The organism is Hydrogenophaga sp. PAMC20947 (genome assembly GCF_004795855.1).
GTDB lineage: Bacteria > Pseudomonadota > Gammaproteobacteria > Burkholderiales > Burkholderiaceae_C > Hydrogenophaga.
The window spans coordinates 3810322-3823780 of sequence record NZ_CP039252.1 but is presented as its reverse complement, the minus strand read 5'-3'; the positions used below and the strand labels follow the sequence as shown (position 1 = coordinate 3823780).

Genomic DNA, 13459 nt, shown 5'->3' with positions numbered 1-13459 from the left:
CTACATCAAGTCCATAGAGAAGATGAACTTCAGTGGTGTGACAGAGGCCTACCTGGCTATCGCTACAGATAAGCAAAAAGGTGGCGTCGCAAACATCAGAGTGACTTTTCCCAGACTGTAGTTTCGTCTCAAGCCACTGCAACTTGTGCCGTTCGCCTGCTTACGCCTCAGCAAAACATGACTCTCGAAAGTGGGGTTGCCACATCACAGGTGAAACGACGGTTTTGCTAGCAAAACACGCGTATCGCATTGATTCATAAGGATTTTTTCATTTACAGAATTGGATATAAGGTCCAGAATCTCGGATCATCATGAGCCCGTTTTCTCATTCCCTGCATTCCCTCCGCGTTCGGCATGGCCTGCGCCAGGTTGAGCTGGCCAAGCTCATCGGCTACGAGCAAAGCTACATATCCGCGCTTGAAGTTGGGCTGAAGGGGCCGCCCACTGATGAGTTCTTGGAACGTGTGTCGGCGGCAATGGCTCTGACTGACGCCGAGAAAGATGGCCTACGAACGGCAGCCCTGGCATCGCAACGAAAGCTTGTGATTGAGCCTGACGCACCACCTGACATTTACTGGCTTCTCAGTGATCTGCGCGACGAGGTTGAACACCTAACGCCCCTACAGGTGCGGATGATCCGCGATGTGCTCGCGTTGCGCGGCACCATGCATGAATCCCGTGAGCCAGTGCGCCGACTGAAGCGCCGAACCAGCATGGAGGCACCCATGTAAAAAAACGGAACAAACCTTGCGGCTTGCCCCGTTTAGTGAAGCATCTGTCGATACCTCTGATTCGCACCCTCAGTATCGCGGACGCAACTCCCAGCGTCAAGACCGCAACCTCCCAAGACATCTGTTTTCATCGGCTGAAGCAACCCGATGTGGGCGTTGCTACGCCCAAAAACAGTCATATCCAACTGTCATTCCCATGGCGGTGGGCACAGTGCTGTCCACGCCATGGCCAGGAGAACACCCATGGCCACAAATCTGTGGAGCGGTCAATGGAACGGGCGAACGCCCGTGGGCGATAACCACCGTCGAGCGCGGCAGGTGATCAGCCCGTCGGGCGGAATCATGCGGGGCAAGTTTCCGAGCAGAAAAAATGGGCGGCTGGTCCATCACGAGGGACTGCTCGAACTCGATGCCATCTACCTTCTTGAGGCCTCTCCTCAGGTGGCGAGATATCGGGAGCAGCCAACGACGATCACCTACCCCGATGGAAATCGTTTGCGAAGGTACACGCCGGATCTGGAGGTCACGCTCAGTTGTGGCCAATCGATCTGGATCGAGGTCAAGCCAGCCATTTTTCTACAAAGAGAAGATGTTCGACACAAGCTGGATTGCGTGGCCCTCCAGCTCAAAAGGAATGGGCAGCCTTTTGTCATCCTGACCGACGAGGTGCTTCGCCAAGAGCCACGGCAATCCAACGCCCGTGTCATTTTTCACCGAGCCATGCGAGTTCGTCCCTCGGCTGAGTTTGCGAGGACAGTCCTCGCACGTTGCGCTCCCTCTCTCCCGGCAACCCTGGAGCGGACAACCGCATTGCTTTCCGTGCACGGCGCTGAACCCTACAGCCTGCTGATGGACGGCCTGCTTCGATGCCGCATGGATGCCTCATTGGCTTCAAACACTCAACTAACACTTTCAATGGAGGCCGATCATGGCTGGTTTTGGCTTGCGCAAGAACATGGTTTTTGACTGGAAGGGCGCCACCTTCCGCATCGACCGCCTGCTTCCCAATGGCGAAATGCTTTTGGAGGCCGGCAACGGAGGGGCCATCTCTCTGGTGCCCCGACAGGTATTGCTCGATGACTTCACGCGAGGGCTGGTCTCGACATCCACCGTAATCGATCCACAAAGCAGTGCAATGCCGATTTACGGCAGGCCTTTGGATCAACTGCCAGACGGCGTGCAGCAAGAGCTCAAGCGCCGTCGCAAATACCTGGAAGCCATTCATGCTGATGGCAAACCGATATTCACCCCTGAGTTCCTGTTACCCATCATTCAGAGGGTTGCCAAAGAAAACTTTGACACGAATGCACCAAGTGCGACCACTGTGTACCGATGGAACAAACGCCTCGCGTCAGGGAGCGATACGCGCGCCTTGCTCCCCCGTTACGACCTTCGTGGATCGAAAAGGGGGCGCCAAAGTAAACGCCTCAACGAGCTGCTGGCAGAAGCAACCGAGGCCGCGTTCAACACCACGCCATTGGCAACGGTCACGAACATCTACTCGCGGTTTCTAGCCAAAATCGATCTCGAAAATCGCCAGACGCTCTCAAGCAAACCACTGGTCACTCCAAGTAAGCGAACTGTGTACCGCATGTTGGGTGATGTAGACATCTACGACATGACCGCACTCAAGGAAGGCAAGGCCAGCGCAGATCGTCGCTTCCGCGTCGGCAAAGCCGGAGTCAGGTCCACTCGGATTTTGGAAAGGGTGGAAATTGATCACACGCCATTGGATCTCTTCTTGGTGGACGAGCGCACCTGGCTACCACTTGGCAGGCCAACGCTTACCGTTGCAATCGATCATTTCAGTCGAATGCCCCTGGGGTACTACCTGAGCTACGGAAGTCCGTCTGCGGCTGCGGTGGTCGGTGCACTTCGGCATGGCATCTTGCCGAAAGCAGAGGCGGAAATCGCCATCGCTGATTTGCCCGTAGAGAACAGGTGGCCCACCTACGGAATCCCGGAATCCCTAGTGGTCGACAACGGTCTTGAGTTTCACGGATTGGACCTCGAAGGAATTGCCTTTGATCTGGGAATTCACACCTCTTTTTGCCCAAAGCACCAGCCTCGCTTCAAGGGGTCGATAGAGCGATTCTTGGGAACCTTTAACCGTCAATTCGCACATCAACTTCCAGGTACCAGCTTTTCGCGCTTTCACTTGAGAGGCGACTATGACCCACAAAAAAGTGCCTTGCTGACGCTGGGTGAGTTCAAGCATCTGCTGGAAAAATGGGTGGTCGATATCTACGCCCAGACAAAGCACTCTGGCATCGGCACCACACCTTGGCAACGGTGGCACGAAGGTCTGGCTGCATTTGAGCCACGCCTGCCATCAGACCTTCAAATGCTGCAGAGAAGGATTGGTCAAAGCGCTTCGCGGAAGTTGCGAAGAGACGGATTCGAGCTCAACGGTATTCGCTACAACGGCGATACCCTGAGCCAAGTGCTTCGGCAATACGGCGAGGGGGTCGAGATACGCGTTGTGTTTGATCCCGAAGATCTGGGTGAAGTCCATGTATGGGGCCCGCTCGAGTCCGACCCCATCACAGTAGAAGCGCTCGATTTGACCTATGCGCGCGGTATGACGTTGAGGCAAAACGCATTGATCAGACAAGTGTTGCGCGAGGAGGGTGCGAAAGCCGAGGACCGCGTGGCGCTTCAACGCGCTCGCAACGACATCACGAAGGCCGTTGAAGAACTGATGGTCAGCCGAAAACAAAAGGCGCGTCAGCGCTCGGGGGCCATTCGTGGCATCAGCAGCAGCAAGCCGAACGGCACCCCGACACCACAAAGCCAGTCTGCCGAATCGCCAGTGATTCGCAAACTCAAAAGCATCAAGCCAACTGGCAAAGCGCCCGCAACCGACCTTGAGTTACCAAAAGTGCTCGAGGCATTTCAGATGAATCCAAACAAGCGAGGACGCGATGGCAACAGCTGAAATCTACACGCAGCTCAAAGCCTTCGATGAGCAGTACATTCCCTTCCCCCCTTTTGTTGCGGCGATGACCGCCATCGAGGCGAATCTACAGATGTTTCGAGAGACCGGGGTGGCAACACACATGTTGGTCACGGGTGAGGCGGGCACGGGCAAAAGCAGTTTGTGCCGATGGTTGGCGCATCAACACCCTCTGCGTGTGTTGCCAGAGCGTGACGTGATCGAACTCTTGATCACGGCCATCCCTCCTGCGGCGTCCATCGGCGGTATCGCCAGCACAATGCTGGAGGCTCTTGGCGACCCCTATGCAAGCACAGGCTCGGTTGCGCAAAGGACTCACCGGGTCATCACCCTTTGCAAGGGTTGCGGTGTTGAATCGCTGTTGTTCGATGAAGCCCAGCATCTTCAAGACCGAGGGGACACCAAGACCCACTACATGGTGGGCGATTGGCTGAAGCACCTGATTGACGAGTTGGCCGTACCCACCGTCTTGTTGGGACTTCCTCGCGTGGAAAACGTGCTGCAGGTCAACGACCAGTTGCGCAGACGCTTTTCCAATCGTCGGCGCCTGGCAGTCGGCCAAAGCGATACGGACAGCATTGAATCCGAGTGCCTGCAGCTGTTCCTGTCGCTGACCTCGCTGATTGATACTCCGGTTTCCTCACATCCATACAGCGCTCAAGAAATGGGTGTCCGGCTCTACTACGCCAGTGACGGTCGGGTGGCCTATATCAAGAAGCTGCTGTTCGTTGCGCTGCGATGGGCTCTAGAGCAGGATTTGGATGCAATCGATGCTTCCATGCTGGAGAGGGCGTTCACCGCTGAAATCTGGTGGGAGGGTATCGGAAAACTCAATCCGTTCCATCCGGACTTTGACTGTCGACGTTTGGACCGCGGTGGTGAGCCATTTCAAGTGGCGAGCAGCCTCAAGAGGATGAGATCAAGATGAGCGACCTTGTGGCTGCTGAGACGTATCCAATTCGCCCAATTTTGCGCAAAGGCGAAAGTCTGGGTGGATGGGGCTGGCGAATCTGCCCCGCCAACGGACACGACGTGCCTAGAGCCGTGCGATCAGCCTTGCTGGCGATCAGGACTACTCGAGTGCTGGAGCCGGACAATGTCCTAAGCCAGCTCATAGGGTTCGAGCGACTGAAGCCATTGCACGACCGAGAATTCGGCATCATCGATCCTTGGTCAAAGCAGCTGGCCCCAAAGTGGTACGCCTGGTCGAAACGGCCTCGATTCTGCGCCTTGTGCATGGCCGAAAGTGAATGCCATCTTTTGTACTGGGACCTACCACTCGTGTCTGCATGTGCCGTGCATGGCTGCAAATTGATCACAAAATGCTATGCATGCAAATGGATGTGGAGCTGGGCAACCTTAAAACGCGGCTGGCAATGCAGATGCGGCGCAAAGGTTGGTGAGATTCAAGCGCAAGACGCACCACTTTTTGCTGTCCGCCTCAGCAGGATCTTGTGTGCGGCATCCGACGCGCTGGTGCCTCAAGCGGTCAAGCTTGCGAGCTGCGGCTCGGCACCAATCAGCGCGACATATCAGACTCGGGATGTCTACGAAGTACTTGGGTGGCTGCTGAAGGCGCGGAGGGTACTGACCGACGCACAGCACAATAGCACTTCAATCAATTGGCCCATGGTGCTGAGGGGACGTTCTCGGATGGTGCCGGGTTCGTGGGAGATGTCATTGTTGATGGGGTTTCCGCACACCATCAACCGCAAAGCTCGACAAACCCTTCGCTGGTTTTTCAGAGATTCCCGCTCAACCCTGGTTGATCTGGATAGCATCGCCAGATGGCACAGCATGAAGAAATTGATGGGCGAGATCTGCGCCAAACGCAATCCAATGGCTCGGCCCATTTTCAGCGCCATTGAGCGTCTTCAGTGTGAGCATCATGCAGGAATACTGGGTCAGGAAAACGCTTTATTCAACCCTCGATTGAGCGATGATCAACGGAGCGATTTAGTACATGAACTGATCGCTTGGTTGCGCCTGCATTCTGCAAATCAGTCTATGGTGGGCCGAGTCAGCGCTCGACCAAACCCCCGCACCAATCTAGAGATAGCCCGGTGGAACGCCGTGTTCGATATGGCACACCGAGGAGTGCCACCGATTGATGTCAGAAAAATGGCGAGGACTGGTAGCGAAGGAGCAGAGCATGCGCCTTGATCCAAAAACCATCTATCCAGTTCGACCGCGACCTCTTCCCGATGAGAGCACCCAGGGGTATTTGAAGAGGGTCGCGTGCGCCAACGGATTCGTTTCTTCTCGGCATCTCTTCTCATCCCTGCGTACTCGCCAGCAAGGCGCGTTCGACGAACTCTGTGCCCGATTGCGATTGAGCATTGAAGATCGAGCGCTCCTGTTTGGCTCCTTGCCGACTCACTGGGCCCACACCGACACTCCGCTCGGGCTTGGCATATCGGATTTCAATCAAACCCACGGACGCTGGTGTCGTCTGTGCCTGCGTGAAGGGGGTGTGTTGCTCGGGCAGTGGACCCTCAAACTCGTCTGCACTTGTCCAAAGCATGGCATTTGGTTGCAGGAAGTTTGTACTCGATGTGGGGCCAGTCTCAGCTGGGGCGATGTTGTGCAATCAAAGGGCCAATGCCGCTGCGGGGCAAGCCTGTTGGAAAGCGAAGTCGAGGAGGTAAACGAGGATGTGCACGCGTTAACGCTCCTCCTCTGCGGAGACTCTTCCAGGGCGGGGAGATTGGCATGCCTGTCAGCATTGAGCACGCCTGCGATGCATCGGCTCGTTCGCTATCTCGGGCCTTTTCAGCCAGCCACTAGGCCTTCACACCCAGGCCAGACACCGGACGTGCATCGACTCGGTGTGGCAAGGGGTCTTGTCACTGGGGCAGCGGGTCTGCTTGCAAACTGGCCCACCAATTTACACACGAAGATTTCTGAGCTTCAATCAGATGCGCCCGAAAGCCCAAGCGTTCGCCGGACATTCGATCCACTCTATCGGGTGTTGTACGACGCCCTGCCGGAAAGCGAGTTTCAGTTTCTGCGGGATGCGTTTGAGGGCTACTTGCACATCCACTGGTGGGGCCTGGTTTGCAAGCGCAACAGGCGCTTGCAGCCCGCGACTGTCGAAATTCACCCTAGACTTAGCTTGCCTCAAATGGCAAAGGCCGCGCGCGTACCGCCTTCCGTGGTCCGCCATATGGTGCAAACAGAATTGGTACCCAGCAGCTCTGCGGAATTGTTGTCAGGTCGCCATGCCCGGTCGATTCATCTGTCTGAGCTGCCAGGCATCAAAACCGCGACAGACGGCGCGATGACGCTTGAAAGGGCAGCGCGAGTGCTCGCGCTGCCCAAGTGCAGGGTGAGGGAGCTCATCGAGGGCGATCTATTGACCCCCTTGGTATCCCGGAAATTCAACAGGGGTGCGGCAGCATGGCTGATCTCGAAGAGTGAAGTCGACCGGCTTCATGTTCAAGCGGTCCAAGCACCTGGCAATTCCAAAAGCATCCCCGTTCGCGACATTTTGAAGTACTGGCGGCTTCGGGCGCATGAAGGCATTGCCCTGATCGCCGCCGTGGTCGATGGCTACTTGTATGCCGAAGGCGATGATCAGAGTCCTGTACCTATTGGGGAGGCGAATTTGAATGCAGCCAGGGCGAAAGATTGGCTCCTCAAGCATCGAGCCGAAGCGCGCCAGGATTTCTCGGTAGACGCAGCTGCAAAGCAGTTGGGTGTCAAACAACAGGTGGCCTACGACTTGGTGCGCTTGGGCATCTTGCGCTCAACAACGGTCGGAGCGCTTGGCCACCGCGTTGCTGCTGGCGATATTGAGCAGTTCCAGGCGACCTACATTTCCCTCGCAAGGTTGGCTAAGGAGGGACGCCGTTCGCCGCGTGCCCTCTTGGACGAGCTTGCAGCATCGCCAGTGTGCGGGCCAAGCATCAACGGTGCGCGCCAGTATTTCTACCGGCGATCTGAGATCGTGGCCCAACAAAGCTGCGGGGTTTCTTGAGATTGCTGAATCGGCGTGTGTGGCACTTTCATCCAACCTGCCAATGTCGAGCAACAATATCTGCGGTGAGCTGCGAAAGAGCCCAAGAAGAACATAACTGAACCGAAGGGGGATTTATGCTGGGCTGGTGGATCTGCATCATCAACTTGCCTCCTGAAAAGGCGGACGAACTCATCGGGCGCGAGGCTCGCGCACCGTTCGAGTTGGCCGATTGGGAAGCAGGTGTCGGCGGGTTGGACTGGGTTCAAGCTTTGCTGAAAGAAGGCAAGGCCACACAGTTGAAGAGCAGCGGGCATCCGAATCGCTACACCGCCAGGGCCGCAGACGTGCTGCCGTTGATCCAAGTCAATGTGATCAAGCCACCCGAAGATGGCATTTGGACGTTCGGGATAGACGAAGGTGAGGAGTACGCCTTGCCCTCTGGCTGGATGGAAAAGCCCAACCTTCGCTTGGACAACATCCGAACATGCCCCTCTGATGCGATTTTGACCATCGATGCTTGGGACATGAGCTAGCGCTCTTCGCACACGAGGCCTTCTTGGTAGTCAGGGCAACTTGCCTTGAATCCCAACTCTGGGTCCCCTGGCTAACATACGAAGTTCCGGAATCTGGACTTCATCCACTTCCCTAGCCAATCTTCAACTTGTGGTTCGAAGTTGCTGGAAGTCCATCTCCACCGTCGTAGAGCTTGCCAACTGGAAGGGCGAAGCGAACTTCGGTGGCAAATGGGGGGTGCGCTCGCGATTCCCAAATTCAGGTTGAAGAGAGTTGTTTCCAGAGGCAATTTCGTGATAACGTTATTTTGAGGGCGATCGGTTCTTAGCTAATTTGGCGTTCTTATTTCTTCGGCCCTGTGATGCCTGAACTTTTCAATGCAAACTGCCGGGGCAGAGGGCTGCGTTGATTAATGACTTCAAAGGGCCGGATCTATAGGCAAGATGTTTGTGCTCAGCGATGTTCGCTGAAGCAATAAGAAATTTGACTCGTCTCTTTCAAGGAGATGCTATGGCAATTTCCATCCAGGGCTTGTTCATCACGCCAGCATTCGCCGTCGCTCGTCTCGGCGGCAGCACGACACCGATGCATGCCTACGATTGGGTCGACACCCAAAACCCACGTTTCGACGGCGAGACAGATATAGCGCCGAGTTGGACACTGGCAGTGCAGCCCGACGGATCCGTGGCGCCGTTCCCTCCCCAAGCGATTGCCTTTCGGGATGGTGATCTCATTCGACCCGTGGCGCCGTTCTTCGAGATATGGGCTCGCTTGGGCGAGGCGGGCAGCGATGCCGGAACATGGACCGAAGCTCCCCTGACCAATGAATTGCTCGCTTCTGACGGTCTGTCGATCAATTCACTGCGTCTTAGCGTCACGGCGCGCAACCGCAAGGCGGCGCGCCGCTCGGGCGACGAGTCCCATGCCTTCGGCAACTGGCAGCCGCTCGTGATAGCAGGGAATGATTCAACGGTGAAAACAATTGAAGGAACGAGCCCGCCCGGCACGCCTGTTCCCATGATCCCGCCCGGACGCCCGATTCCCCTTGGCACCGTGCAGATGTTGCGGAGTACGCCGCAACCTCCGGGGCGGCCGTGGTCCGCGGTGGTTCGCGTGGATACGATTCGGTTTCGATACACGCCCGCTCGCGGCTCGTTCTATGGACCCCCGGAAGCCGCCAGTGCACAACCCGCGCTCGGCCGTCCCGCACCCGCGGTGCCGGCCGCCAATGCGTACCTCAACCCGCAAGCTGGTTGGCGCGGCGCGCAGACAGGAAACCTCGTCGTTCCCGGTGATACTTACGACGCGGTCGATCAGAACGCACCCAGAGGAGCGTCCCTCGGCGTCGTGGACGACACATGCGAAGTGCACTTCGACGTTTCGTTGAACGTTTCGGCAGGGCTCTCGCTCGCTGCGCGTGCAGTCGCATTTGTCGCGCCGCCAGACTTTGCGCCAAATCACCGGCCATTCCTCTCCATCGCCGATGAATTGAACGACAGAGACGGGGCAGCTGCTAAGCGCAACGTAGACCTGACCGGTGCGGCCCTCAGCGCATGGGTCGAGGATTTGTTCGAGCGCATCTATGAGACGGTCTCGCTCTTCAACGTCGACCACTTCCGCAGCCAGCGTGCAGCGGTTCTACCCTCGTCGAAGATTGAAGCCACCGACCTCGACCAAGGCGCGCGACCCGATCCCGCGAGCGCCATGGGGGGTCATGACGCGCTTCGCTCACAGGTCTTTCAGCTCGAGGGGGCCACAGTCAACAACCCTTTGCCACTCAGCCAGCACGCGCGGATGCGGCATCGCGCGCTTTCGGACATCCAGAATCTGCTTGCGCTGGTGGCGATCGATGCGCTTGCCGGACGCAACAGGGTGCGCGAAATCGTGCGGGCGCCCTTCGAAACCGAAGCATTCGAAAGCGCCGACTCTAGTTCGATGCGCATGCCGCCGTTCATGCGGCAGTCGAATGCTATGCCCCTCACCCTGTCGGCGTGGCAGTACGATCTGCTGATGCGCTGGGTCGATGAAGTTCAGCAGCAAGCGCTCGCAGCGCCCGCAGGCGCTGGCTTGGCAGCGGTACCCTCGAAAGCCCAGGCGCTTTCGCCCGCCGCCGCGAGCCGCCGATCGGCCGTGCTGTCCCGGATCGACGCGGCGGAGTTGCGGTGATGCAAGTCATTCATCGCCTTTACGCTTCGGCATCTGCGCCGCTCTACAAACGGTTCAGCTCTACTCAAGGCGAACATCTGCTCGTGCTACAGCACTCGCGCTTATTCGACTTGCCGCGGGAAGCCGCCATCGAACTCGATTCCAACCCACCAGAGTTGCATCGCCTCGCCGGTATGCTGGGTGAAACGGGATCCGGCGAAGCCGCGCTGGACCTTGTGGTCGAGCCGCCACCGCAAAGTCTGTCGCTCAACGTTAGCTCCAACTGCAACCTGGCCTGCAGCTACTGCTACGCGGACCGCGGTGGCTTCGGCGGCAAGCAGGTCAATCGCATGACGCCCGAGACCGCAATCGCGGCAGTCGACCGATTGTTCTTGGATGCCGATCGAGCTGCTCCTGTGACCATTGGCTTCCTTGGCGGCGAGCCGCTTCTGAACCGCACGCTGGTGCACTCGGTGGTTGCCCATGCGGCGCGCGCTGGCGGGGAGCGAGGTTTTGATGTGCGGTTTTCCATCACAACCAACGGCACGACCCTTACTCCCTCTGACATCGACCTTCTTCAGGCACATCGATTCGCGGTGACTGTCAGCATCGATGGCGGTGCGGACGTCCAGGATGCGCAGCGCCCCGACAAACGAGGTCGGGGTAGCTTCAACCGCCTGGCCGAACACATCGCCCCGCTGCTCGCCGCTCCGGGTCGGGCCCAGGTGGCAGCGCGCATGACGATCAGCGGTGGCAGATTCGATCTGTCCAACCGGCTCGATGCCGTATGGGAACTTGGATTTCGCGAGGCCGGTGTCGCGCCGCTGCGCACTGCGGCCGACGACTCGAACGTTGGCGAATCCGACTGGCCATCGTACCTCGCTGAGCTCATCGCCGTCTCCCGCCATGAACTCGAGCGCGCCCGCAATGGCGCTTCGATTCGTCTCACCAACCTTGCCGTGGCGCTCAAGCAAATCCATGCGGGCGCGAGTTCTCCCTACCCATGCGGCGCAGGCGGCGGCTACTTCTCAGTAGCCGCCAATGGCCGCTGGTATGCATGCCACCGGGCAATCGGGGATGAGAGCTTCGCGCTTGGCGACTCGAACGGCATGGACCAGAAGCGCCGCCGGGCATTCCTGATCCAACGGCACGTCCACGCCCAGGCGCCTTGCAACACCTGCTGGGCCCGCTACCTGTGCTCCGGCAGCTGCCACCAGGAAGCGCGCAGCAGAACGATCGCCAGCTGCGACTTCATTCGTGGTTGGCTCGAATTCTGCTTGGCAGCTTACTGCGAACTTCTTGCGGACCAGCCCGCATTTTTCACCTCGGGGAGGCCTTCATGAGCGGTTCGTACTCAGCCAAAATCGTCGCCCGAAACGTTGCCGCGATTCGCCGGTTCGGAGATGGAACCCGAACGACCGATGTCGTGGCCGGAAATCCCGTCGCGACGCGCCTAGAGTCCGGCGTCGGCAACTGCTTCCCCGGCCTGGAATGCGACTTGCGAAATTTGGAGCGCCGATTCTTCCCGTTCATGGAAGTGGAGTCCATAGGCAACCATCTCGTCTTGGCTAATGTCGACCTGGACGGCGTCGACAGGGCGCGAGCGGACGGCAGTGTCTCCGCTGCGGATGCAACTGTCTACCAAGCCCTCGCCGGCGATATTTCCTCCGACCGCCTCGCTCTCATTGCAACAATCTCCGGGACCTTCGGATTGTTGGGCCCGCTGGTTTTGACGCTCCAACAGCCCGAAATGAACGGGGAAGCCGAGGTCGTCGGCGATCTCACGGACACCAGCACAGGCGCCTCTCGGCGCCCTTCGGACGCCTGGACCGCTGTCCGGTTGCTTACCGAAGGGACAAGCGTGACTTTGACGTTCAGGCGTGAAGGCTCAACCGGGCAATCCACGCTCACGGCACCTCGCGCCCGCTACTTGGACGACAACGGTGCGCTTTCGGCGGCTTTTCTGCCGGGGGAACTTACTCAGTCGCTTTGCAGCCCATGGACCCACGACTTTCGGGATTGCGGCTGCTTCTATTGGGCTTCGAATCACCCGGACATCGCACGGCCGGTTCTACCCAGCACGGGCGCAACTGACCAAACCTGGGAGCGCGCTGTGCCGTGGGAGCGCAGGGACCGCGCAATCGATGCCGTCGCTCCTCCAGCGGCTACGGCCGCGAGTGCAGTTCGGACCGAGCTGCGGCATTACGAGATCAACAGCCGGTGGCAAGAACTGCACTTCGTGGTCGGGCGACGCGAGATCGTCGCGCCCTACACGCCGGGCATGTCGCCACAGTCGGCGCCCCTGCCCGACCTGCAGGTCCTCCTCGAACATTTGCGGTACGCGGCCGGGGTTGAGCTAGCCGTCGCTCTTGAATATCTCTGCGCGGCGTATTCGCTGAAATCCCCGGACGACCCGACCGTCGCGGGCAGCGCCGATCTGCGCGACGATATCCGGGCCAGCCATGCCGAGCTGATGCGAATCGCGACTGGCGAGATGCGGCACGCCAGGTCCGTGAACGACATCATCCGCGGGCTGTCTCCCGCCGGAACATTCCAGCCCGCACTGCGAGTTGCATCCCGGGTTCCGGGCCTTCCGGGGCAACTGAGGGACGTTCAAATGCGGCCCGCTACGCGCGAAGCGGTCGACAGCTTCATCAATGTGGAAGCACCGTCGGCTGGAGTCGACGGCCTGTACACGCGCATTCTCGCAACGCTAGTCACGCCGCCCGCGGACGTAGCGCAGGCCGCGACCGACGAGTGGCGGGAAGCCGTGCGATCCATCATCGCCGAGGGCGAAGACCACTTCCAAACATTCCGCGACATGAAGGAGTGGCTCGCCAATCATGACGAGTCCGAATACCTTCGTTCTGTCGCCCCGGCTCGTCCTCCCGCTGGAAATACCGCGAACGGCCTGCTACAGGCGGCGTACGCCGCCATGCTTGTCAAGTTGAGGGAAGGCTACACAAAGGGAATATTTCCCGGCGCGGCAGAGATTAATGCGGCACGCACGAGCATGGTGGGGCCGGGAGGCATCAACGCGCTCGCTGAGGCGGTCGCAGCGCAAGGTTTTCTGGTGTCGTTCGACACGCCCGCAGGCGCGGAGTTCGCACTGATCGAGCCGCCCGCCAGTCTGTAGCCAGTCGACCCGCGGCA

General features: G+C 58.7%; 11 protein-coding genes. 10 read left to right on the top strand and 1 reads right to left on the bottom strand.

Annotated elements, in window-relative coordinates:
- The first annotated feature begins 311 nt into the window (after window positions 1-311).
- From E5678_RS17550 to E5678_RS17530, 5 genes are all read left to right on the top strand, one after another.
- Complete coding sequence (locus tag E5678_RS17550; RefSeq protein ID WP_136179725.1) at window positions 312-731, top strand: helix-turn-helix transcriptional regulator; 420 nt, start codon at window positions 312-314, stop codon at window positions 729-731.
- 243 nt (window positions 732-974) lie between these two features.
- Entirely contained in the window at window positions 975-1697 is a 723-nt protein-coding gene (locus tag E5678_RS17545) for a TnsA endonuclease N-terminal domain-containing protein (protein ID WP_136179724.1), read from the top strand.
- Window positions 1660-3669, top strand: a complete 2010-nt coding sequence (locus E5678_RS17540; protein ID WP_136179723.1) for a Mu transposase C-terminal domain-containing protein — start codon at window positions 1660-1662, stop codon at window positions 3667-3669. Before E5678_RS17545 ends, E5678_RS17540 begins: the two co-directional genes overlap by 38 nt.
- Window positions 3656-4615, top strand: coding sequence for a TniB family NTP-binding protein (locus E5678_RS17535; RefSeq protein ID WP_136179722.1), 960 nt, complete (start codon window positions 3656-3658; stop codon window positions 4613-4615). The genes E5678_RS17540 and E5678_RS17535 overlap by 14 nt, the downstream gene beginning before the upstream one ends.
- Complete coding sequence (locus E5678_RS17530; RefSeq protein ID WP_136179721.1) at window positions 4612-5850, top strand: TniQ family protein; 1239 nt, start codon at window positions 4612-4614, stop codon at window positions 5848-5850. The genes E5678_RS17535 and E5678_RS17530 overlap by 4 nt, the downstream gene beginning before the upstream one ends.
- Before the next feature lie 112 nt (window positions 5851-5962).
- Here the strand turns inward: E5678_RS17530 and E5678_RS22680 are convergent, their stop codons facing one another.
- Window positions 5963-6211, bottom strand: coding sequence for a hypothetical protein (locus E5678_RS22680; RefSeq protein ID WP_247596816.1), 249 nt, complete (start codon window positions 6209-6211; stop codon window positions 5963-5965).
- A gap of 447 nt (window positions 6212-6658) precedes the next feature.
- On the opposite strand from E5678_RS22680, the gene E5678_RS22675 reads away from it, so the two are divergent.
- From E5678_RS22675 to E5678_RS17505, 5 genes are all read left to right on the top strand, one after another.
- Window positions 6659-7666 carry a hypothetical protein gene (locus tag E5678_RS22675; protein WP_247596815.1) on the top strand — a complete coding sequence of 336 codons (1008 nt, stop codon included), beginning with the start codon at window positions 6659-6661 and terminating at the stop codon, window positions 7664-7666.
- 116 nt (window positions 7667-7782) lie between these two features.
- Window positions 7783-8181 (top strand): hypothetical protein, encoded by a 399-nt coding sequence (locus tag E5678_RS17520; RefSeq protein ID WP_136179719.1) that lies wholly within the window; start codon window positions 7783-7785, stop codon window positions 8179-8181.
- Window positions 8182-8671: 490 nt separating this feature from the next.
- Window positions 8672-10327 (top strand): hypothetical protein, encoded by a 1656-nt coding sequence (locus tag E5678_RS17515; protein WP_136179718.1) that lies wholly within the window; start codon window positions 8672-8674, stop codon window positions 10325-10327.
- A complete protein-coding gene (locus E5678_RS17510) occupies window positions 10327-11649 on the top strand; it encodes a radical SAM protein (RefSeq protein ID WP_136179717.1) in 1323 nt (440 codons plus the stop codon). Before E5678_RS17515 ends, E5678_RS17510 begins: the two co-directional genes overlap by 1 nt.
- Complete coding sequence (locus E5678_RS17505; RefSeq protein ID WP_136179716.1) at window positions 11646-13442, top strand: ferritin-like domain-containing protein; 1797 nt, start codon at window positions 11646-11648, stop codon at window positions 13440-13442. The genes E5678_RS17510 and E5678_RS17505 overlap by 4 nt, the downstream gene beginning before the upstream one ends.
- The last annotated feature ends 17 nt before the right edge of the window (window positions 13443-13459 follow it).

Excerpts from the sequence above, each read along its gene's own strand:
- E5678_RS17550 (WP_136179725.1), top strand. The coding sequence starts at position 312 with ATGAGCCCGTTTTCTCATTCCCTGCATTCCCTCCGCGTTCGGCATGGC.
- E5678_RS17545 (WP_136179724.1), top strand. The coding sequence starts at position 975 with ATGGCCACAAATCTGTGGAGCGGTCAATGGAACGGGCGAACGCCCGTG.
- E5678_RS17540 (WP_136179723.1), top strand. The coding sequence starts at position 1,660 with ATGGCTGGTTTTGGCTTGCGCAAGAACATGGTTTTTGACTGGAAGGGC.
- E5678_RS17535 (WP_136179722.1), top strand. The coding sequence starts at position 3,656 with ATGGCAACAGCTGAAATCTACACGCAGCTCAAAGCCTTCGATGAGCAG.
- E5678_RS17530 (WP_136179721.1), top strand. The coding sequence starts at position 4,612 with ATGAGCGACCTTGTGGCTGCTGAGACGTATCCAATTCGCCCAATTTTG.
- E5678_RS22680 (WP_247596816.1), bottom strand. The coding sequence starts at position 6,211 with ATGCTTTGGACAAGTGCAGACGAGTTTGAGGGTCCACTGCCCGAGCAA.
- E5678_RS17520 (WP_136179719.1), top strand. The coding sequence starts at position 7,783 with ATGCTGGGCTGGTGGATCTGCATCATCAACTTGCCTCCTGAAAAGGCG.
- E5678_RS17515 (WP_136179718.1), top strand. The coding sequence starts at position 8,672 with ATGGCAATTTCCATCCAGGGCTTGTTCATCACGCCAGCATTCGCCGTC.
- E5678_RS17510 (WP_136179717.1), top strand. The coding sequence starts at position 10,327 with ATGCAAGTCATTCATCGCCTTTACGCTTCGGCATCTGCGCCGCTCTAC.
- E5678_RS17505 (WP_136179716.1), top strand. The coding sequence starts at position 11,646 with ATGAGCGGTTCGTACTCAGCCAAAATCGTCGCCCGAAACGTTGCCGCG.